At 39.9% G+C, this 19,029-nt stretch carries 23 protein-coding genes and 1 tRNA gene; 5 read left to right on the forward strand and 19 right to left on the reverse strand.

Annotated features, from left to right (window positions below; genetic code table 11):
• Positions 1 to 14: 14 nt before the first annotated feature.
• The 7 genes from trxB to ACXYSM_RS04970 all read right to left on the reverse strand — a co-directional run bounded on the left by trxB (position 15) and on the right by ACXYSM_RS04970 (position 4,370).
• Positions 15 to 926 (reverse strand): thioredoxin-disulfide reductase, encoded by a 912-nt coding sequence (trxB, locus tag ACXYSM_RS04940; protein ID WP_458634561.1) that lies wholly within the window; start codon positions 924 to 926, stop codon positions 15 to 17.
• Positions 927 to 991: 65 nt separating this feature from the next.
• Positions 992 to 1,216, reverse strand: a complete 225-nt coding sequence (locus tag ACXYSM_RS04945) for a DUF4059 family protein (protein WP_006152536.1) — start codon at positions 1,214 to 1,216, stop codon at positions 992 to 994.
• Positions 1,217 to 1,295: 79 nt separating this feature from the next.
• The gene (locus ACXYSM_RS04950) at positions 1,296 to 2,039 is read right to left on the reverse strand and encodes an amino acid ABC transporter ATP-binding protein (RefSeq protein WP_004253930.1); all 744 of its coding nucleotides are present in this window, start codon (positions 2,037 to 2,039) and stop codon (positions 1,296 to 1,298) included.
• The gene (locus ACXYSM_RS04955; RefSeq protein ID WP_447264226.1) at positions 2,039 to 2,839 is read right to left on the reverse strand and encodes an amino acid ABC transporter permease; all 801 of its coding nucleotides are present in this window, start codon (positions 2,837 to 2,839) and stop codon (positions 2,039 to 2,041) included. Before ACXYSM_RS04955 ends, ACXYSM_RS04950 begins: the two co-directional genes overlap by 1 nt.
• Before the next feature lie 156 nt (positions 2,840 to 2,995).
• Positions 2,996 to 3,352, reverse strand: coding sequence for a Spx/MgsR family RNA polymerase-binding regulatory protein (locus tag ACXYSM_RS04960; protein ID WP_006148818.1), 357 nt, complete (start codon positions 3,350 to 3,352; stop codon positions 2,996 to 2,998).
• Between the two features lie 12 nt (positions 3,353 to 3,364).
• On the reverse strand, positions 3,365 to 3,856 hold the full coding sequence (locus ACXYSM_RS04965) for a methylated-DNA--[protein]-cysteine S-methyltransferase (RefSeq protein WP_458634562.1): 492 nt from the start codon (positions 3,854 to 3,856) through the stop codon (positions 3,365 to 3,367).
• A gap of 13 nt (positions 3,857 to 3,869) precedes the next feature.
• Positions 3,870 to 4,370, reverse strand: a complete 501-nt coding sequence (locus tag ACXYSM_RS04970; RefSeq protein ID WP_458634707.1) for an N-acetyltransferase family protein — start codon at positions 4,368 to 4,370, stop codon at positions 3,870 to 3,872.
• 134 nt (positions 4,371 to 4,504) lie between these two features.
• Here ACXYSM_RS04970 and ACXYSM_RS04975 point away from each other — a divergent pair, with 134 nt between their 5' ends.
• Together ACXYSM_RS04975 and trhA are read left to right on the forward strand one after the other, a co-directional pair.
• The gene (locus ACXYSM_RS04975) at positions 4,505 to 4,960 is read left to right on the forward strand and encodes a DUF1836 domain-containing protein (protein WP_458634563.1); all 456 of its coding nucleotides are present in this window, start codon (positions 4,505 to 4,507) and stop codon (positions 4,958 to 4,960) included.
• Entirely contained in the window at positions 4,950 to 5,597 is a 648-nt protein-coding gene (gene trhA / locus ACXYSM_RS04980; protein ID WP_458634564.1) for a PAQR family membrane homeostasis protein TrhA, read from the forward strand. The genes ACXYSM_RS04975 and trhA overlap by 11 nt, the downstream gene beginning before the upstream one ends.
• Before the next feature lie 31 nt (positions 5,598 to 5,628).
• On the opposite strand, the gene pdxT is transcribed toward trhA, so the two are convergent.
• The 6 genes from pdxT to ACXYSM_RS05010 form a co-directional block, all read right to left on the reverse strand.
• Positions 5,629 to 6,201 carry a pyridoxal 5'-phosphate synthase glutaminase subunit PdxT gene (gene pdxT / locus ACXYSM_RS04985; protein WP_458634565.1) on the reverse strand — a complete coding sequence of 191 codons (573 nt, stop codon included), beginning with the start codon at positions 6,199 to 6,201 and terminating at the stop codon, positions 5,629 to 5,631.
• The gene (pdxS, locus tag ACXYSM_RS04990; RefSeq protein ID WP_458634566.1) at positions 6,202 to 7,077 is read right to left on the reverse strand and encodes a pyridoxal 5'-phosphate synthase lyase subunit PdxS; all 876 of its coding nucleotides are present in this window, start codon (positions 7,075 to 7,077) and stop codon (positions 6,202 to 6,204) included.
• Positions 7,078 to 7,215: 138 nt separating this feature from the next.
• The gene (locus ACXYSM_RS04995) at positions 7,216 to 7,848 is read right to left on the reverse strand and encodes a Pr6Pr family membrane protein (protein WP_458634708.1); all 633 of its coding nucleotides are present in this window, start codon (positions 7,846 to 7,848) and stop codon (positions 7,216 to 7,218) included.
• A gap of 2 nt (positions 7,849 to 7,850) precedes the next feature.
• Entirely contained in the window at positions 7,851 to 8,189 is a 339-nt protein-coding gene (locus tag ACXYSM_RS05000) for a zinc ribbon domain-containing protein YjdM (RefSeq protein WP_458634567.1), read from the reverse strand.
• Positions 8,190 to 8,327: 138 nt separating this feature from the next.
• A complete protein-coding gene (cmk, locus tag ACXYSM_RS05005) occupies positions 8,328 to 8,999 on the reverse strand; it encodes a (d)CMP kinase (RefSeq protein WP_458634568.1) in 672 nt (223 codons plus the stop codon).
• 8 nt (positions 9,000 to 9,007) lie between these two features.
• Positions 9,008 to 9,499, reverse strand: coding sequence for an SAG1386/EF1546 family surface-associated protein (locus tag ACXYSM_RS05010; RefSeq protein WP_458634569.1), 492 nt, complete (start codon positions 9,497 to 9,499; stop codon positions 9,008 to 9,010).
• Between the two features lie 45 nt (positions 9,500 to 9,544).
• Here ACXYSM_RS05010 and ACXYSM_RS05015 point away from each other — a divergent pair, with 45 nt between their 5' ends.
• Positions 9,545 to 9,748, forward strand: coding sequence for a ferredoxin (locus ACXYSM_RS05015; protein WP_006148835.1), 204 nt, complete (start codon positions 9,545 to 9,547; stop codon positions 9,746 to 9,748).
• Positions 9,749 to 9,998: 250 nt separating this feature from the next.
• Here the strand turns inward: ACXYSM_RS05015 and galE are convergent, their stop codons facing one another.
• The 5 genes from galE to ACXYSM_RS05040 all read right to left on the reverse strand — a co-directional run bounded on the left by galE (position 9,999) and on the right by ACXYSM_RS05040 (position 16,135).
• Positions 9,999 to 11,018, reverse strand: a complete 1,020-nt coding sequence (gene galE, locus ACXYSM_RS05020; protein ID WP_458634570.1) for a UDP-glucose 4-epimerase GalE — start codon at positions 11,016 to 11,018, stop codon at positions 9,999 to 10,001.
• 106 nt (positions 11,019 to 11,124) lie between these two features.
• A complete protein-coding gene (locus tag ACXYSM_RS05025) occupies positions 11,125 to 12,219 on the reverse strand; it encodes an NAD(P)/FAD-dependent oxidoreductase (RefSeq protein ID WP_458634571.1) in 1,095 nt (364 codons plus the stop codon).
• 16 nt (positions 12,220 to 12,235) lie between these two features.
• Positions 12,236 to 13,033: a Nif3-like dinuclear metal center hexameric protein gene (locus tag ACXYSM_RS05030; RefSeq protein ID WP_458634572.1), complete on the reverse strand. Its 798-nt coding sequence runs from the start codon at positions 13,031 to 13,033 to the stop codon at positions 12,236 to 12,238.
• Positions 13,020 to 13,697 (reverse strand): tRNA (adenine(22)-N(1))-methyltransferase, encoded by a 678-nt coding sequence (locus ACXYSM_RS05035; protein ID WP_458634573.1) that lies wholly within the window; start codon positions 13,695 to 13,697, stop codon positions 13,020 to 13,022. Before ACXYSM_RS05035 ends, ACXYSM_RS05030 begins: the two co-directional genes overlap by 14 nt.
• Positions 13,698 to 13,798: 101 nt before the next feature.
• Entirely contained in the window at positions 13,799 to 16,135 is a 2,337-nt protein-coding gene (locus ACXYSM_RS05040; protein WP_458634574.1) for a cation-translocating P-type ATPase, read from the reverse strand.
• Positions 16,136 to 16,266: 131 nt separating this feature from the next.
• Between ACXYSM_RS05040 and ACXYSM_RS05045 the strand changes: the two genes are divergently transcribed.
• Together ACXYSM_RS05045 and ACXYSM_RS05050 are read left to right on the forward strand one after the other, a co-directional pair.
• Positions 16,267 to 17,016 carry a lysophospholipid acyltransferase family protein gene (locus tag ACXYSM_RS05045; protein WP_303407134.1) on the forward strand — a complete coding sequence of 250 codons (750 nt, stop codon included), beginning with the start codon at positions 16,267 to 16,269 and terminating at the stop codon, positions 17,014 to 17,016.
• 106 nt (positions 17,017 to 17,122) lie between these two features.
• Positions 17,123 to 17,195, forward strand: a tRNA-Thr gene (locus tag ACXYSM_RS05050).
• A 309-nt stretch (positions 17,196 to 17,504) separates the two neighbouring features.
• On the opposite strand, the gene pyk is transcribed toward ACXYSM_RS05050, so the two are convergent.
• A complete protein-coding gene (pyk, locus tag ACXYSM_RS05055; RefSeq protein ID WP_281137392.1) occupies positions 17,505 to 19,010 on the reverse strand; it encodes a pyruvate kinase in 1,506 nt (501 codons plus the stop codon).
• Between the last annotated feature and the right edge of the window lie 19 nt (positions 19,011 to 19,029).

Below are 19,029 nucleotides of genomic sequence, written 5' to 3' on the forward strand. Positions count from 1 at the left end.
ATTGGAAACTTTTTTTAACTGTGTTCAGTAATATATTTATAGGCTTCTTGACCTGCAATCGCACCATCTCCAACTGCTGTTGTAACTTGGCGAAGGTCTTTCTGACGAACATCTCCAACTGCAAAGACACCTGCAACACTTGTCTTCATGTGGTCATCTGTCACAATCCAACCTGACTCATCTTGGATTTGTAAATCTTTTGTAAAATCGCTAACTGGATCTAAACCAACATAGATGAAGACACCTCCAAAGGCATGTTCAGTCACTTGATTTGTTTTAACATTTTCAATGACAACTGACTCCACACGGTTTTCACCCTTGATTTCTTTGACAACAGAATCCCAAATGAAGTTGATTTTTTCATTGGCAAAGGCGCGGTCTTGCAAGACTTTTTGAGCACGAAGCTCATCACGACGGTGAACGATGGTTACAGATTTGGCGAACTGTGTTAAGAAGATTGCTTCTTCAACAGCCGAATCTCCTCCACCTACAACCAACAAATCTTGGTCACGGAAAAAGGCTCCATCACAAACCGCACAGTAGGAAACTCCACGACTATTCAGTTCTTCTTCCCCAGGAACTCCTAAGAGTCGATGTTTTGAACCAGTCGCTACGATAACTGTGCGAGTTTCAAATTCTTCATTGTCTGTGATTACTTTCTTAACATCACCATGGTCCTCAATATTTTCTACAAAGCCATAGAGATGTTCAACACCTAGATTTTCAAGAGGTTCAAACATCTTTTCTGCTAACTCAGGTCCACTAATGTTAGCATAACCTGGATAGTTTTCAATGTCAGAAGTATTGTTCATCTGACCGCCAGGAAGACCACCTTCAATCAAAGCTACTTTGAGATTGCTGCGAGCTGCATACAAGGCTGCAGTCATCCCAGCAGGACCTGCACCGATAATAATCGTATCGTACATTCTATTTCCTTCTTTCTTGTTGTAACTATTCTTATTCTAACGGATAAAATCCTATTTGACAACTATTACGCCTTGAGAACCAACAAGATGCTCATGGTTGCAAAAGACAATACTGGAATTGTTAGAACTCCAATCATAATCATATCATAGAGGTGAGCCTGACGCTCCTTGGCAGTTTTATCCACACCTGATAGAGCTCTTAAACCAATCCAAATCCCTAAGACAACCAAGACTAGTAAAATCGTCAAAACCAAACTCTCTAAATACAAAGCAAATAGCTGAACTAGCATGCTCTCTCTCATTTCTATTATTTTTAAAGAGCAAACCCAGTTAGCTTAGCCAACTGAGTTTTTCTTATCTTCTATTATATCAGATATAGGTCCGTTTGTAACTAGCAAAGAACTCTTTTGTTCGTTCTTCTTTAGGATGGTTGATAATCTCATCCGGTGTTCCAGATTCAATAATCTTTCCTTTATCCAAGAATAAAACCTTATCAGCTACTTGAGCAACAAATGACATATCGTGACTAACCAAAACCATAGTTTGACCTGATTTTGCAGCATTAGCGATCGATCTTTCTACCTCACCAACCAATTCTGGGTCCAGTGCTGAAGTTGGTTCATCCAAGAGTAAGACGTCTGGTTTCATGGCTAGAGCACGCGCTATTGCGACCCGTTGTTTTTGCCCCCCTGACAAGTGACGCGGATAATGCTGTTCACGATCAGAAAGCCCAACCTTAGCTAGCTCTTCCTTAGCAATTTCAGTTGCTTCTTCGTCCGATAGTTTTTTAACAACCACCAAGCCTTCTTTAACATTGTCTAGCGCTGTTCTACGCTCAAATAAATTAAACTGTTGGAAAACCATGGACAGTTTACGACGAAGAGTCAGAATTTCCTCTTGAGTAATTTGAGAAAAATCGACTTTAAAGTCATCAATCTGAATACTTCCGCTATCAGGAGTTTCTAGATAATTGAGACTACGGAGAAAGGTTGATTTCCCAGCCCCTGAAGAACCAATCAAGGCTACGACCTCTCCTTTTTGAATATCTAAATTCAGATGATCTAATACGGTTTGACCTGAAAAGGACTTGCTTAAATTTGAAATTTTAATCATTAGCGAAGCTCTCCTTTCACATCTGTTTCGATAGTATCTGGCGCGGAAATAGCCATTTTTCTTTCAATAAAGCGACCAAGATTTTCAATAGCGATATTTACCACCCAGTATACAAGGGCGACTGAGATAAAGCGTTCAAAGTAGCGATAGTCTGCACCACCCAAAATCTGAGCTTGAGCAAAGATTTCTACAACACCTGCACTAAAGGCTAGAGAAGTTCCCTTGGTCAAGCCAATCAAGGAGTTAATCAATGTTGGAGTCGCTACTACCGCTGCATTTGGAATAATGACTCGACGATAAACTTGTGCACGTGTCATACCAAGACTACGAGCAGCTTCAATCTCACCTGGATTTACAGAAAGAATTGCCGCACGGAGAGTTTCGCTGGCATAGGCTGCTTCATTAAAAGCAAAAGCCACAATCGCAAATGTTGCCGCTGGAATAGCATTAATGTTTAGAGAAGTTCCCCATTGTTGATTCAAGGCTTTCAGAGCTAATGGAATTCCGTAATAGGTCAACATCAGTTGAACTAAAATTGGAGTTCCTTTTAGGAAACTAACAAAAAAGGCTTGTACTGGGTATATAAATCGAACTCGGTTGATTTTCACAATAGCAAAGACCAGGGCTAGCATGATTCCAAAAAAGGCACCAAATACTGTTAACATCAATGTTGTAGGTAATTGCTGTAGAATTCTTGGAATCCCATCAAAAACAGAACGCCAACTAAACAGTTTGCCATCCGGGATATATTGCATCAAATTTTGATACCAATCAGATGCTAAAATCGTTGTAACATTCATAGAAACATCCTCTCAAGATAATGATTCATTCTATCATACTTATGCTCTAATTAAAAATATTTGCTACGAGCATATCAGACTTCATCTACCTTCTAGTGTATCATACTTTAAAAGTGGGAGGTTATATATTTTATCTATCAAGGAGATAGAAAAAAACTAATTCAAATCCAAGTTATTGTATGATTTACGATAGCCAATTTGTTTTACAAGACCATTTTCAACTAGTATCGGACGTTTTAACAGCATACCATCACTGGCCAAGAGTTTGGCTGCTTCTTTGTTTGACAATGTTCCAACCTTATCTTTCAATCCGAGTTCACGATATTTGATTCCACTAGTATTGAAAAATTGCTTCAATTCAAATCCCGAAGTTTCGAGCCAGTTTAAAATGACCTTTTCACTCGGAGTCTCTTCAACGATATGAACGTCTTTATATTCTAGTCCGAGTTGATCTAATTCTTTCTTAGCTTTTTTACAAGTTGTACATTTTGGATATTCGATAAATTCTAACATTTTCTTCTCTTTCTATTTTTTATTTTCTTGATAACTTGCACCTTCATGCCTCAAAAGCCAAGCCTTCTTTTCGAGTCCCCAAGCATAGCCTGTCAGACGTCCTCCAGCACCTAGCACACGGTGACAGGGTACAAGGATAGACCAGGGATTGCGACCTACTGCTCCTCCGACTGCTTGAGCAGAAGCCACCTGCAAGTCCTTAGCTATTTGCCCATAAGTAACTGTCTGACCAAAAGGAATTCCCCGCAAGTAGTTCCAGACTCTTTTTTCAAAGTCACTACCGACAGGAGCTAAAGGTAATTCAGATAAGTCTTGATCTTGCCCCTTAAAATAAGTCTCTAAATAGGAAGTAATTTGATTTAAAATGGGATGACTTTCAACAACAGTTACACCATTTTCAGATAATCCCTTCTCAAAATCGCTCTCTTCTTCAATCCATATCCCAAACAAATAGTGGTCATCTGCTACCAGAGATAGGTGACCAATCGGTGACTTGTATAGCATCTTTACATACTTCTTAGACATTTGATTTTAATTTTTGATAGGCCAAGCGTTCCCCGTTTACTGGGACCTTGCCGACTTGTTGGAACCCAAGTTTTTCAAAGATATGCTGCATGGCTATGTTTTTAGCGTGCGTATCTGAACGAAAATCTAGGTAATCGAAGCCTTCAATCAAGCCTTCTAAAAAGGTCTGAGCAACACCTTGACCTTGCGCGTCTCTAGCAACAGCAATACGGTGAAATACTAAGTATTCTGCTTCATTTCCCTCCCAGTTGCCATCATAAATTGCTTCATAAGCTTTTTCTGGGCTCTTAGTCACTGCTGCATAGGCTAAGAGGTCACCTTCGTCTAGGGCTACATAAGCTTGACCAGAGATGATATCTTCAATAATGGTATCTGCATCTGGGTAGCCGTTTTGCCACTGAGTGCTGCCAGCTTCTGCCAAATATTTCTTGGCTCCCTCAATCACTTGCATAATTGCATCAACTTCATTTGGAAAGGCTAAGCGAATCTCCATCATTTATCCTCTTTTCATACTATTTTCTCTCATCATAGCATAAATTATTTCTTTCTACAAGCACTTGAAACTTGACTTATTATTTCTAATATTTTATAATCTAGTTATTAAAACTAGATAAAAAGGAGTTGAAAATGAATACCACTTTTTCCTATCCAAAATGGGAAGAAATTCCAAGTATCAATCTCTATCTGGACCAGGTTCTGCTCTATGTCAATCAAATCTGTCCTCCAGCTTCTCCTGACAAGGAGAAAGGTTTGACAGCATCCATGGTGAACAACTATGTTAAACACGGTTATATCAGTAAACCTGAAAAGAAAAAATATCAACGCAAACAAATTGCCCGTTTGATTGCTATTACGACTCTTAAGTCCGTTTTTTCGATCCAAGAAATTGCTCAAACCTTAAATACCCTACACACAGATGCTAATTCAGAAGAACTCTACAATGCTTTTGTGGACTATATGAACGAAGACATTGACCCAGCCAATCCTATTATCCAAGCAAGTTGTCAAACAGTCAAACTCTATCATCAAACACTAGCACTCGTTTACACAGAATCTGAAAAGGAGGAACCAAATGAATACTAGTCTCAAACTTAGTAAACGCCTTAGTTTTGGAGAAGAAATTGCTAACAGTGTCACTCATGCTGTCGGTGCATTGGTGATGCTCATCTTACTTCCGATTTCATCTACTTACAGTTATGAAGTTCACGGATTTTTATCATCCATTGGTGTTTCGATTTTCGTTATTAGCCTCTTTCTCATGTTCTTATCATCAACTATTTATCATTCGATGGCTTATGGTTCGACTCACAAGTATGTCCTACGCATTATTGACCATTCCATGATTTATGTTGCCATTGCAGGTTCTTATACTCCTGTCGTTTTGACTCTGATGAATAACTGGTTTGGATATCTCATTATCGCCATTCAGTGGGGAACAACCATCTTTGGCATCCTCTATAAAATCTTTGCCAAGAAAGTCAATGAAAAATTTAGTCTCATTCTCTATCTCATCATGGGATGGCTCGTTTTGGCTATCTTACCAGCAATCATCAGCCAGACAACTCCTATCTTCTGGAGCCTCATGGTATCTGGTGGACTCTGTTACACAGTTGGAGCTGGTTTCTATGCGAAGAAAAAACCATACTTCCACATGATTTGGCATCTGTTTATCTTGGCAGCTTCAGCTTTGCAATATATCGCTATTGTTTATTACATGTAAAAAAGAGGTTGGAAAATCCCAACCTCTTTTTTTATTTACACATATTCATAAAGTACTGATGCAAACGAAGATCATTTGTCAATTCAGGATGAAAGGAGGTTACCAGCATATTCTTTTCTTGTGCCGCAACGATTTGATTGTTCACAATCGCTAGAACATCAACACCGTCACCAACACTACTGATAATCGGGCCACGGATAAAAGTCATTGGAATTTTACCAACGCCTTTGCAGTCAGCTTCTGTATAAAAGCTTCCTAGCTGACGTCCATAGGCATTGCGCTCTACTACTATGTCCATAGTCGCTAGATGGCTTTCCTCTTTAGAAGTAATTTGTTTTGCTAGCAAAATTAAACCTGCACAAGTTCCAAAGACTGGTAAACCATTGAGAATAGCCTCTCTTATAGGAATGAGCATCTGCTGATCTCGCAACAGTTTCCCCATGGCCGTTGACTCACCTCCTGGCAAAATCAAACCTGATATCTCAATTCGATGTTGCTGAAAATCTTCTAGGTTTCGCAGTTCAATACTTTCAACTCCTAGTTGAGCAAGCATTTTCTCGTGTTCTACAAAGGCACCTTGCAAGGCCAAAATTCCGATTTTCATCTATTTTCCTCGCTCCGCCATGAGAATTTGGATTTCATTCTCATTGATACCAACCATGGCTTCTCCCAAGTCTTCCGAGATTTGAGCCAGAATTTGAGGATTCTGATAATTGGTAACAGCCTTGACAATTGCTGTTGCACGTTTAACAGGATCACCTGATTTGAAAATCCCTGAGCCAACAAACACACCTTCTGCACCTAGCTGCATCATAAGAGCAGCGTCCGCTGGTGTTGCGACTCCTCCAGCGGCAAAGTTAACAACTGGTAATTTTCCATTTTCGTGGACATATTGAACTAATTCTACAGGGACTTGCAAGTCCTTGGCAGCAACATATAACTCGTCCTCACGGAGGTTTTGAATGCGGCGAATTTCTTGATTCATCATACGCATATGACGAACCGCCTGAACGATATCCCCTGTTCCTGGTTCCCCTTTTGTACGGATCATAGAAGCTCCTTCAGCGATACGGCGCAAGGCTTCTCCTAGGTCTTTAGCACCACAGACAAAAGGAACTTGAAATTCTTTCTTGTCCACATGGAAACGGTCATCAGCTGGAGATAGAACTTCGCTCTCATCGATATAGTCAATCTCGATAGCTTCTAAAATCTGAGCTTCAACAAAATGCCCAATTCGAACCTTAGCCATAACTGGAATGCTGACTGCTTCTTGGATTTCCTTAATCATCTTTGGATCACTCATGCGAGAGACACCACCCGCTGCACGAATATCAGCTGGGATTCGTTCCAAAGCCATAACTGCTGCCGCACCTGCAGCCTCAGCAATTCTTGCCTGTTCAGGGTTTTGGACATCCATGATGACGCCACCTTTAAGCATCTGTGCTAAATTCTTATTTAATTCATAACGATTTTCAGTCATTTTTTTCATCCTCAATAGTTGTATTGGTAGCTACAATTTTATTTTAAGGTAGAAATGACTCAAGTACAAGATAAAAAAAATTGATTTGTCCGGGTACAATTATTGCTAATAAAAAAAGCACCCGCATAGGAGTACTTTTTATTTCTTTGATCTTTTAATGCTCTTCAATAGATAAAATAGATATCCTGAAATCATATAAGCAACAAAGATAGTGGCTGCCCATTTAAAGACAAAGCCCCATCCATGTTTGGGAGCATTCAAAAAGAAATAAGGGAAGGGACTATCCTTAGCATTTGGGACAGCCATCTTTAGAACAAAACCGTTTAAGAGGGCAAAAATCATATAAAGCAAAGGAAGGCTAGTCCAAAGCATGGGATCAACTAACTTATATTGACGACTCTTATCAAAAATAATTGTATCTGCTAAAAACCAGAGGGGGACAATATAATGGCAAAGGAAGTTTTCCAAACGGTAAAAATCTGTCGTCAAGGGAGCTAACATGAAATGATAGATAACACAAGTAATCATGATACTCATGGTGACACCACCTTTGAGTCGCAAAATACCTGGACTCTGCCAACTATCACCTCCACTACGCATCTTGAACAAAAGATAAGCTGTAAAGAGTACAACCAACAGGTTGGAAAGGACTGTATAGTAAAGCAACATCCCTAATCCACCGCGTTTGGTAATCTCCAAGTATACACCAGTAAAGGCTGCTATAAATAAAAAGATACGACTATAAAATATAATTTTTTTATTTTGTAACATCATTAAATCTTCTTCACAAATTCTGATTTTAGCTTCATAGCACCAAAACCATCAATTTTACAATCGATGTTATGGTCACCTTCAACAATACGGATATTTTTCACACGAGTTCCTTGTTTGATGTCTTTAGGAGCCCCTTTGACCTTAAGGTCCTTAATCAAGGTAACTGTATCTCCATCAGCTAGTTTATTTCCATTTGCATCAATAGCAACAATGCCTTCTTCAACTTCTGCTTGTTCAGCAGGATTCCACTCGTAAGCACATTCTGGACAAACGAGAAGTGCGCCATCTTCATATACATATTCTGAATTACATTTTGGGCAATTTGGTAATTGACTCATGTTATCTCCTTAAAAAAATTTATGATTATTTGAATGTCAAATTTTCTTCAACAGCAACTATTATACCTTAAAACAGACTATTTGACAAATTATGGTAAAAAACGACAAACCGAAATTCAGTTTATCGTTTTATAGTTCTTATAAATGTTTTTGAGCTTCTAATTTAATTTTTTCAACAACTTCTAAAATAGAGAGGCCAGTCGTATCCAAATAGATTGCATCCTCAGCTTGTTTAAGGGGCGAAGTTTCACGATGACTATCTTTATAATCACGCGCAGCAATCTCTTCTTTCAAAGTTTCCAAATCTGTTTCGATTCCCTTTGAAAGGTTTTCCTTGTAACGACGTTCCGCACGCTCATCTACAGATGCTACTAGAAAAATCTTCAATTCAGCCTGAGGCAAGACTACTGTTCCAATATCGCGGCCATCCATAACGATACCACCTTGTCGGGCAATTTCTTGCTGAAGGGCTACCAATTTTTCACGAACAGCTGGAATTGCTGCAAAAGTAGAAACAGCGTTGGTTACTTCATTTTCTCGGATTGGATTTGTTACATCTACATCTCCAACAAAAACAAGCTGTTCTCCTGTTTCAGCTCGGCCAAAACTAATCGGGTATTGTTCCAATAATTCAAGAAGTTGAGATGGCTCATCTGGGCTAATTTGGTTTCTCAATGCGATGTAAGTCGCCGCACGATACATAGCGCCTGTATCCAGATAAGTATAGCCAAAGTCCTTAGCAATAATCTTAGCTACTGTACTCTTACCACTGGAAGCTGGCCCATCAATCGCAATCTGAATTGTTTTCATTGTCACTCCTATCTTGTCTTAAGGACATCACCAGGATTTGCAAACCAAGTTCCTGAAGACATATGACCAGGATTCAAGGCTTCAAGTTGAGCAATAGAGATTCCAGCGCGAGCCGCAATGGCCGCTTCCCCTTCTCCTGGTAAAACTGTAATAGTTCCTTCAGAATCAGTACGTGCCTCTGTATGTTCTTTTTGAGTTGTCTCTGCTTCTGTTGACTCTGTTGGCTGAGCAGTAGTAGCCACTGTTGTAACTTCTTCTACTTTTGGAGCCGAAGAATCATAAAAATCTTTCAAAGCTGAAGTGCGATCACTTCCGCCTGATGACAAGTAGACCAATACAACTACCATCCCAACAACAATCACAAAGAAGAGAATAGCTAGAACTGTTAAAATACGATTGGCCACGACACCTGAACCTTTTTTGTTTCGTTGACGGCGTTCAGTTCTTGATTCCTCTTCTTGATTTTCATAAATATCTTCTTGCCACGGTTCCTTTTCCATACCTTACTCCTTGAGTTTTTTTTAGTTTCTTATTACAATATAAATATGAAGATTAGACTTATACCTGAACGTTGCATCGCTTGTGGGCTCTGCCAAACTTATTCAGAATTATTTGATTACCATGATAATGGTATCGTCCGTTTTTACGATGAATCTGAGCAATTAGAGCGAGAAATTGCTTGCAACGACGACATTTTAGAAGCCGTTAAAAATTGCCCTACTCGTGCTCTGATTATAGATGAATCTTAAAATTTGGTGGAACATCAATCTCTAATTTCCACTCCCTCTAGTTTAGCATATTTTTCTAGAAAATTATAGTCTTTTGCTAGCTATTTTTATACAATTTTACTTTTATTTGTTCCAGGATTTCAATAATAAATAAACTGTTCTTTTAAGACATTTTTCTATCACTTAAGCACTAATCAAATTTTTATTTCAACCACATATAAAGTTATAAAAAAAGAGGAATTACTTCCTCTTTTTTTGTTTAATCAAACGATTAGTCTTCAAATCCATTTGGATGTTTGCTTTGCCAACGCCATGCATCTTCACACATTTCTGTAATACCAAGTCCAGCTTCCCAACCTAGCTCTTCCTTAGCTTTTGCTGGGTCTGAGTAGCAGGCTGCGATATCACCTGGGCGACGTTCAACGATACGGTATGGAATTGGGCGTCCAATAGCTTTTTCCATATTTTGGATAATTTCAAGAACTGAGTAGCCTTTTCCAGTCCCAAGGTTATACACATTAAGTCCTGAGCCTTTTTGAAGCTTCTTAAGGGCGGCAACGTGTCCTTTGGCTAAGTCAACGACGTGGATATAGTCACGAACACCTGTTCCATCTTCAGTATCGTAGTCATCTCCGAAGACTTGAACTTGTTCTAACTTACCAACTGCGACTTGTGTTACATACGGTAGAAGGTTATTTGGAATGCCGTTTGGATTTTCTCCTAGGTCACCACTCTCATGCGCACCAATTGGGTTGAAGTAACGAAGTAAGACAACGTTCCACTCTGAATCTGCTTTATGGATATCTGTCAAGATTTCTTCAAGCATAAGCTTGGTACGGCCATAAGGGTTGGTAGCTGAAAGTGGGAAATCTTCTAGGATTGGAACAGTATGTGGATCTCCATAAACTGTTGCTGAAGAACTGAAGATAATGTTCTTACAGTTGTTTTCTTCCATTGCCTTCAAAAGGCTAACTGTACCAGCAATATTGTTATCATAGTAGGCAAGTGGGATACGAGTTGACTCACCAACTGCCTTCAAACCAGCAAAATGAATCACACCTGTTGGCTCTTCATGTTTGAAAATATCGCGAAGTGTATCTGTGTCACGAATATCTGCTTCGTAGAAAGGAATTTCTACCCCAGTGATTCTTTCGACTACTTCTAAACTTTTACGGCTACTGTTAACCAAGTTATCCACCACGACAACTTGATGTCCAGCTTGGACCAGTTCAATGACAGTGTGAGTTCCGATAAAACCTGCTCCACCTGTTACCAAAATCTTTTCTTGCATCATTTTTCCTCTATTCTTGAATTATTTTTTTCATTTTACCATTTTTGATAGGGAAAGTCATTTGCTATCCTAATCCTATCGTAAAAATCAGGTAAAAAGTTTACGATTATTTCTCTTTAATATATCTTTCAGTCGGATAATCCGCTGGATCCAAGACTCCACTTTCCCCTTGAAGCATTTGGGCTAGGTGATAGCCTATAATGGGTCCAGTTGTCAATCCTGACGATCCTAATCCACTCGCAACAAATACTCCTGACAAGTTTGGCACTTGTCCGAAAAACGGCGAAAAATCACTCGTATAAGCTCGAATCCCCACACGTTCACCACTTATCATTGCATCTTTTAAGCTAGGATAAAACGAACTTGCTGCTTCAGCCATTTGTTGGAGCAAATTCTCATCAACTGCTAGGTCAAATCCCATGTCATTTTCATGGGTAGCTCCTAGAGATAATTTACCGCCGTGAAATGGTATCAAATCCCACTCACCTTCCGGCATAACTACAGGGTAAGCTCCCATGTCTTGTGGCACTTGGTAATCTCGAAGTTGCCCCTTTTGAGGACGAACGTCTACCTCATATCCTAAGGGTTCTAAGATGTGGCCAAGCCAAGCTCCTGTGGATAAGATGACTTGGTCAAACATTTGATTGTCTATCTGATAGCCCGATGATAGGGGGATTAGACTGACCTCTTTATCTATGACCTTCACTTGACTGGCTCCCAGTAAGCGAGTCACTAGGAGTTGCCCATCTACTCGAGCTCCACCAGAAGCATAGAGTAAACGTTCAAATCCCTCTAGACCGGGAAATAAGTTACTAGCAGTCGCTTGGTCCAAAATAGCTAATTCTCCAATCAAGGGAGATTCATCTCTACGTTGTAGAGCCAGTTGATAGAGCTCCTCTAGCTTAGAGTCATCGTTTTTAAGAAGAAAGACACCAGAACCTTGGTAAAAATCAACTTTTTGACCCGATTTTTCTAGATCAGCTAATAAATCTACATAGAAATCAGCTCCTAGGCGCGCCATCTTATACCAAGCCTTATTGCGTCGTTTAGAAAACCAGGGACTAATAATTCCTGCCGCGGCCTTGGTTGCTTGGCCACTTCCATTATCAAAAACAGTTACTTCGATATCAGCTTCCTTAGAAAGATAGTAGGAAGCTGTGGCCCCTACAATTCCTGCACCTACAATGGCAACTTTTTTCATTGTCTTTACCTTCTAACTAGATATGATGGAATGGATTGGTGGACGCTTGACTTGCGATAACCTCTAGAGACCAAGCATTCTCTTCCTTCCATTCATTCAGGAACGCTACAATTTTTTCAACAAAGAGAACTTCAATATAGTGGCCAGGATCCAGAGCCAACAATCCGTCTGACAACATATCTTGGGCAGTGTGGTAATAGATGTCACCAGTAATGTAAACATGAGCTCCTTTTGCTAAAGCATCAGAGTAGAAAGACTGCCCACTGCCACCACAAATAGCTACTCTTGAGATTGTTTTTTGCAAATCAGTATCTTTATAGTACACCATACGAAGACTATCTAGACCAAATACTTCCTTAACACGACTAGCAAATTCTTCAAACGTTTGAGGTTTAATATTGCCAATACGCCCGATGCCACGTTCAGGACCTGTCTCCTGTAGAAAAGTTGTATCCTTAATATCCAATAGTTGGCAGAACCAGTCATTAAGGCCGTTTTCAACAATATCAATATTGGTATGGCTGACGTAGACTGCAATGTCGTGCTTGATGAGGTCGATATAAATCTGATTTTGAGGGCGACTAGCAACCAAGTCCTTTATCGGACGGAAGATAGGCGCGTGCTTAACGATAATCAAATCTACACCCTTTTCAATAGCTTCTGCCACTGTATCTTCACGTATATCAAGGGCAATCATGACCTTTTGGATGTCCTTGTCTAAAGTTCCAATCTGCAGTCCACGATTATCGCCTTCCATAGAAAATTCTTGAGGACAATAGGCTTCATATCGGTTAATGACTTCACTTGCTTTCATGGAGCACCTCCTTGATTGCTTGAATTTTATCTATTAAAACTTGACGTTCTTCATGATTTTTTTCTGGGATTTGACTAAGGGCAAATTCGAGCTTACTTGCTTCTCTTTGCCACTTTTGGACAAATACGGGGCTAAGTTCTTTAGATAGAAAAGGACCAAAACGGGTGTCACTTGCTGACAATTTCATTTCTCCAGCTTCCACAACTAGAATCTCGTAAAATTTTCCAGCTTCCTCTAAAATACTTTCAGCTACAATCTGAAATCCATGCTCTTGTAACCAAGAACGTAACTCATCTTCACGATTATTGGGTTGAAGAATCAATCGCTCAACCTTGGCTAGTTTGTCAAAGCCCTCTTCTAATATCGTAGCAATCAAGCGACCTCCCATCCCAGCAATAGTGATAACAGAAACCTGGTCACTTTCTTCGAAAGCTGCTAAACCATTGGCTAAACGAACCTGAATTTTCTCAGTTAAGCCATGACTTTCAACATTTCTAACTGCAGATTGATAGGGTCCCTCTACAACTTCACCCGCGATGGCAGCTTCAATATGACCTTTTTCAACTAATTCAATAGGTAAATAAGCATGGTCGCTACCGACGTCCAGCAAAACAGCTCCTTGGGGAACAAAAGAAGCTACTGTTTCTAATCTCTTTGAAATCATCTTCTCTCACTTTCAAAAACTCTATTTCCCTTTATTATACCATATTTTATCTGGCAATCCTGCACCTAAAAAAGACTGCAATCATGGATTGCAGTCTTTCTTTATCTTTTAACTTGATAACGACTTGTCAGTATGAACATCACAATAAAGACGAGCATCATAATGCCATAGATAGGCAATGTTTGACCAGTCAAGGTTGAAATTTCAAGCAATTTTTGGATTCTTGGGAATAGAGCTGTTCCAAGGAAACCTACAACTGACCAAATAATCAATAGCACACGCCACAAGCTAAATGGCAAGCAAGCTCTAACTACAGACATGAAACCAATCGATGCCAATAGATAATACAAAAGTGTCGAAATTTCAATGTCGGTCCAGCCTTGACTGGTTCCAAAAATTTTAACAAAGAGAACACTAAAGACTACCATCAAGGCACTTGGTAAAGCTCGAAGCATGGATTTTCTGAGGAAGTTTTGTTCCACAGGTTTGATATTTCGTTCAAAAGTTAATACAAACGGTGGGAATCCTTCCACAAACTGGTCAATCATAGTTATCTGAATCGGAATGAATGGGAAAATCAAAATCCATTCAGTACGTCCCAACAAAGCACTGGCAATACAGATAACTGCTAGCAAGAAGGAATAGATTGTCTTAATCAAGAAAATCGGAGCAATATGGGCAATATTATTGACCACACGACGACCTTCGAAGAGAATCTCAGGAACATCATTGAAATCTGAATTCAAGAGGACCAGATTTGCAATCTGACGAGTTGCTGGGTCTCCTTCAGCCATAACAATGGAACAGTCTGCCTCACGGAGAGCTAGGATATCGTTGACACCATCCCCTGTCATTGCTGTAGTATGTCCTGCTTTTTTCAGAGTTTGGATGATTAGTTTCTTTTGATGAGGAGAGACACGTCCAAAAATGGCTGTTTCTTCAGCCATGGCTATTAATTCTTCATCATTAATTTTCGAACAATCTACATAGCTCTGATAGTCTGCAAAACCTGCTTTTTGGGCAATACTTGAAACAGTGACTGGATTATCACCAGAGATAATTTTCAATCCCACTTCCTGAGAACGAAGATAGTCTAAAGTCTCAGCAGCACCTTCTCGAATCGGATCTAGAATCTCAAGTAAAGCCAAAGCCTGAACATCAGATGGTTTTTGTGGCTTGTGATGGTCAAGTTTTTCTTGACTGAGCGCTAACACCAAGACACGAGATCCTCGTTTAAGAGCTTCTCTAGCTTCAGGAACTTCAGCATCCAACAACATCTCCGGTGCGCCTAGGAAAACAGTTCCTAGACCTTCCAACTCCATTGCTCCCCATTTTCGATCACTTGAAAATGGAAGGCTAGAAATCATCGGATAAGCTACCTCTCCCGCAAAACGCTTTCGAATAGCTTGGGCAGTTGGATTTTTATCCTCACTGTGTGCCATATAGCTGGTTAGTATTTTGGCAATAGCATTCTTGTCATAATCCTGGGTCAGAGGAAGGACCGTCTCAACCTGCATCTTCCCTTGGGTGATTGTCCCTGTCTTATCCAAGCAGAGCATATCCACACGCGCCAAGGTCTCAACAGAATACATCTCCTGCACCAAAACCTTTTTCAACCCAAGCTTGATAACAGCAGTCAAGAGAGAGGTGATGGTCAAAAGGGCGATTCCCTTAGGCAGCATTCCTAAAAGAGCTGTAGATGAATTGACTACAGAAGACTTGAGTGGCAGACCTTTTAAGACCAAGGCTTCAAGCAAGAGAGCAATACCAAAAGGAATGATAATTTTCCCAGTAAAGCCGGCTAACTGGTCTAGCGATTTCATGATACGAGAGTTAATCGGCTTCACTGTCTTAGCTTCAAGCATGAGTTTAGCAGCATAGTTATCCGCCCCAACATGATGTACCTGAGCGAGGACAGAACCACTTGCAAGAAAGCTACCCGACAACATTAAGTCTTCTACTTCTTTTTGCACCAAGTCGCTCTCACCCGTTAACATGGCTTCGTTGACTTCTGCAAAACCTTCTAATACAATCGCATCACTTGGAATCTGATCTCCTGCTGACAAGCGAATCACATCGTCTAAAACAAGTTCTTCGGGGTCCAAAGCGATCTCTTGTCCATCACGAATTGTCGTAATTTTTTCTTTATTCAAGAGATTGAGTTTATCAACCATATGTTTAGCTCGTAGCTCAGTTACAATCCCAGAAAATGCATTAAAACAGATAACCGCAAAGAAAACTAGGTTGCTCCAAGCTTGAACAAAGGCGAGCGCTAAGGCAATAGCAAAGTTTAAAGCATTGAATAAAGTAAAGACATTTCTCTTCACAATCTGCCATGTACTAGTACTAGCTGAAGCTTGGAAATCATTGACCTGTCCCTGTTTCTGACGATCTTTGACTTCTGATTGGCTTAATCCCATAATTTTATTTTTATCCATAAATTCTATCATATCATTTTTTTTTGAATATTTCTAATTTCATATAAAAAACTATTCCGCCTAAACAAAAAACATTTGCCTGTCCTAGTATGATAAGGTATAATAAAAGAAAGAAAACTGAAGGAGACATCATGTTTTATACTTATCTGCGTGGGCTGGTTATGTTGATTCTATGGTCAATCAACGGAAATGCTCACTTTCACAATACTGAAAAAATTCCAAGTTTAGATGAAAACTATATCCTTGTTGCGCCACACCGTACCTGGTGGGATCCAGTCTATATGGCTTTTGCAACAAAACCAAAGCAGTTTGTCTTTATGGCAAAAAAAGAACTCTTTTCAAATCGCATCTTTGGTTGGTGGATTCGCATGTGTGGTGCTTTCCCTATCGACCGTGATAACCCAGGTTCTTCTGCTATCAAATATCCAATTAATGTTCTTAAAAAGAGCAATCGCTCACTGATTATGTTTCCTAGTGGTAGTCGTCATTCTAACGATGTTAAGGGTGGTGTAGCCCTCATTGCAAAGATGGCTAAGGTTCGCATCATGCCTGTTACCTATACTGGTCCTATGACTCTAAAAGGGCTTATCAGCCGTGAACGTATTGATATGAACTTCGGAAATCCGATTGATATCTCAGATATTAAAAAGATGAATGATGAGGGAATTGAGATGGTTGCAGACCGCATCCAATCTGAGTTTCAACGCCTGGATGAGGAAACAAAACAATGGCACAACAATAAAAAGCCAAATCCACTGTGGTGGCTCATCCGTATTCCTGCCTTGATTCTCGCAATTGTAATCGGAATTCTGACAATACTCTTTACCTTTGTTGCAAGTTTTGTTTGGAACCCAGATAAAAAGAGAGAGCAATTACAATAGTCTAATCTTCACAAGCTCAAGTTTATTACTTGGGCTTTTCCAATGAATTAGCATACTAATTAGCATATTGACAAAAGCTTAAATCTATAGTATACTTTCAAAGTAAGCTGATTTAGCTCAGTAGGCAGAGCGCATCCATGGTAAGGATGAGGTCGCCGGTTCGATCCCGGCAATTAGCATCAATTCAGCAGTTCCTATCTGGGGAGCTGTTTTTTTCTTGACAAAGTATTAACCCTATAGTAAAATAAAGTCTGCGATGAGTCGATATGTAGCGAAAGCTACAATTGCGCAAAGGAGGTCATAACGCAGGAGCGGACCTTGAGAAATTGTGTGAACCAGTTTCTCACATGGAGATGCCTCTCACACTCTCTGGTTTTTCCAGAGAGTTTTTTCTTTTCTTAAACAAATCGGGTTCTGGACCTTATGAAACAAAAAAAGACCTATCATACAAGCTGTAAAGCCTGAAATGATAGGTTTTTAATGTTAGATTAACGTACTGTACGGATACGCATTGTGTTTGTACGAACAGCTTCGCCAAGTGGCACACCTGCAACGATAACGATATCGTCACCAGATTCTACAAGACCTGCTTCAACTGCTTTACGTTCAGCGATTTCGAACATATCATCAGTTGATGATGGAGCTTCAGTTAACATTGGGATAACACCCCAGTTCAACATCAATCCACGCTCAGTCAATTCGTCAAATGTCAATGCCAAGATATCAGCATTTGGACGGTATTTAGAAATCAAACGAGCTGTGTGACCAGTCTTAGTAAGGGTAACAACCAATTTGATATTCATTGAGTTAGTAGCGTCTTTAACAGCTGAAGCCATAACTTCTGTCTTAGAGTTACGTTCGAAAGTATCTGAGTTCAAACGTCCGTATTCGTTAAGAAGAGTTTGTGCGTTCTTGTCGATGGTAGCCATTGTTGTTACTGATTCAAGTGGGTATTTACCGTTTGCAGACTCACCTGAAAGCATTGTAGCGTCAGTTCCGTCGATAACAGCGTTAAATACGTCTGATACTTCTGAACGAGTTGCACGTGGTTTTTCAGTCATTGTTTCAAGCATGTTTGTTGCTGTGATAACAACTTTACCTGCTGCGTTCACTTTAGTGATGATCATTTTTTGGTAAACTGGAACCATTTCGAATGGTACTTCGATACCCATGTCACCACGAGCGATCATGATACCGTCAGCAGCTTCAATAATTTCATCCAAGTTATCGATACCTTGTTGGTTTTCGATCTTAGCGAACAATTGAACGTGACCGTTACCAGTTTCTTCACAGATGGCACGAACTTCTTCAACGTCTTTTGCAGTACGTACAAATGAAATCGCGATGAAGTTAATACCTTGTTCCAAACCGAAACGGATATCAGCGTTATCGCGCTCAGCAAGTGCTGGGAAAGGAATTTTCGTGTTAGGGATGTTCACACCTTTCTGCTTAGCAATAATACCGTCATTTTCAACAACTACTTCAAATTCACGAGTTTCATCGTCTTTAGCGAAAATACGAAGACCCAATTTACCATCGTCAACCAAGACTTGATGACCAACTTCAACATCATCGTAGATATCAAGACCACCAGCAACGTTCAAAGCAATCACTTCACGAGTTGATTTGATTCCTTGTTTAGTAGCAACACGGATCTTTTCACCAGTTGTATAAGAGTACTCTTTAGCATCGCCTTCGAACAATTCAGTACGGATTTCTGGACCTTTAGTGTCAAGAAGGAAACCAACTTTTTTACCTGCAAGTTTTTCTGCAAGTTTAACAGTTGCCATACGGTCACCTTGTTCTTGGTGGTCACCGTGTGAGAAGTTGAAACGGAAAGTGTTAGCTCCAGCTTCGATCAATTGAGCAATGTTTTGTGCTGAAGCTTCAACGTCAAGTTTTTCACCCCAATACCCATCATCACCAAATTTTTTACCACCACGGATTTCTACCGCAGGACCTAAGGTTGCAACGATTTTTACACGTTTGTTCATGATTTTGTGACTCCTTTAT

It is taken from the genome of Streptococcus sp. V940 (assembly GCF_054353495.1).

Coding starts and splice junctions, on each gene's coding strand:
- trxB (WP_458634561.1), bottom strand. CDS start 926: ATGTACGATACGATTATTATCGGTGCAGGTCCTGCTGGGATGACTGCA.
- ACXYSM_RS04945 (WP_006152536.1), bottom strand. CDS start 1,216: ATGCTAGTTCAGCTATTTGCTTTGTATTTAGAGAGTTTGGTTTTGACG.
- ACXYSM_RS04950 (WP_004253930.1), bottom strand. CDS start 2,039: ATGATTAAAATTTCAAATTTAAGCAAGTCCTTTTCAGGTCAAACCGTA.
- ACXYSM_RS04955 (WP_447264226.1), bottom strand. CDS start 2,839: ATGAATGTTACAACGATTTTAGCATCTGATTGGTATCAAAATTTGATG.
- ACXYSM_RS04960 (WP_006148818.1), bottom strand. CDS start 3,352: ATGTTAGAATTTATCGAATATCCAAAATGTACAACTTGTAAAAAAGCT.
- ACXYSM_RS04965 (WP_458634562.1), bottom strand. CDS start 3,856: ATGCTATACAAGTCACCGATTGGTCACCTATCTCTGGTAGCAGATGAC.
- ACXYSM_RS04970 (WP_458634707.1), bottom strand. CDS start 4,370: ATGGAGATTCGCTTAGCCTTTCCAAATGAAGTTGATGCAATTATGCAA.
- ACXYSM_RS04975 (WP_458634563.1), top strand. CDS start 4,505: ATGAATACCACTTTTTCCTATCCAAAATGGGAAGAAATTCCAAGTATC.
- trhA (WP_458634564.1), top strand. CDS start 4,950: ATGAATACTAGTCTCAAACTTAGTAAACGCCTTAGTTTTGGAGAAGAA.
- pdxT (WP_458634565.1), bottom strand. CDS start 6,201: ATGAAAATCGGAATTTTGGCCTTGCAAGGTGCCTTTGTAGAACACGAG.
- pdxS (WP_458634566.1), bottom strand. CDS start 7,077: ATGACTGAAAATCGTTATGAATTAAATAAGAATTTAGCACAGATGCTT.
- ACXYSM_RS04995 (WP_458634708.1), bottom strand. CDS start 7,848: ATGTTACAAAATAAAAAAATTATATTTTATAGTCGTATCTTTTTATTT.
- ACXYSM_RS05000 (WP_458634567.1), bottom strand. CDS start 8,189: ATGAGTCAATTACCAAATTGCCCAAAATGTAATTCAGAATATGTATAT.
- cmk (WP_458634568.1), bottom strand. CDS start 8,999: ATGAAAACAATTCAGATTGCGATTGATGGGCCAGCTTCCAGTGGTAAG.
- ACXYSM_RS05010 (WP_458634569.1), bottom strand. CDS start 9,499: ATGGAAAAGGAACCGTGGCAAGAAGATATTTATGAAAATCAAGAAGAG.
- ACXYSM_RS05015 (WP_006148835.1), top strand. CDS start 9,545: ATGAAGATTAGACTTATACCTGAACGTTGCATCGCTTGTGGGCTCTGC.
- galE (WP_458634570.1), bottom strand. CDS start 11,018: ATGCAAGAAAAGATTTTGGTAACAGGTGGAGCAGGTTTTATCGGAACT.
- ACXYSM_RS05025 (WP_458634571.1), bottom strand. CDS start 12,219: ATGAAAAAAGTTGCCATTGTAGGTGCAGGAATTGTAGGGGCCACAGCT.
- ACXYSM_RS05030 (WP_458634572.1), bottom strand. CDS start 13,033: ATGAAAGCAAGTGAAGTCATTAACCGATATGAAGCCTATTGTCCTCAA.
- ACXYSM_RS05035 (WP_458634573.1), bottom strand. CDS start 13,697: ATGATTTCAAAGAGATTAGAAACAGTAGCTTCTTTTGTTCCCCAAGGA.
- ACXYSM_RS05040 (WP_458634574.1), bottom strand. CDS start 16,135: ATGGATAAAAATAAAATTATGGGATTAAGCCAATCAGAAGTCAAAGAT.
- ACXYSM_RS05045 (WP_303407134.1), top strand. CDS start 16,267: ATGTTTTATACTTATCTGCGTGGGCTGGTTATGTTGATTCTATGGTCA.
- pyk (WP_281137392.1), bottom strand. CDS start 19,010: ATGAACAAACGTGTAAAAATCGTTGCAACCTTAGGTCCTGCGGTAGAA.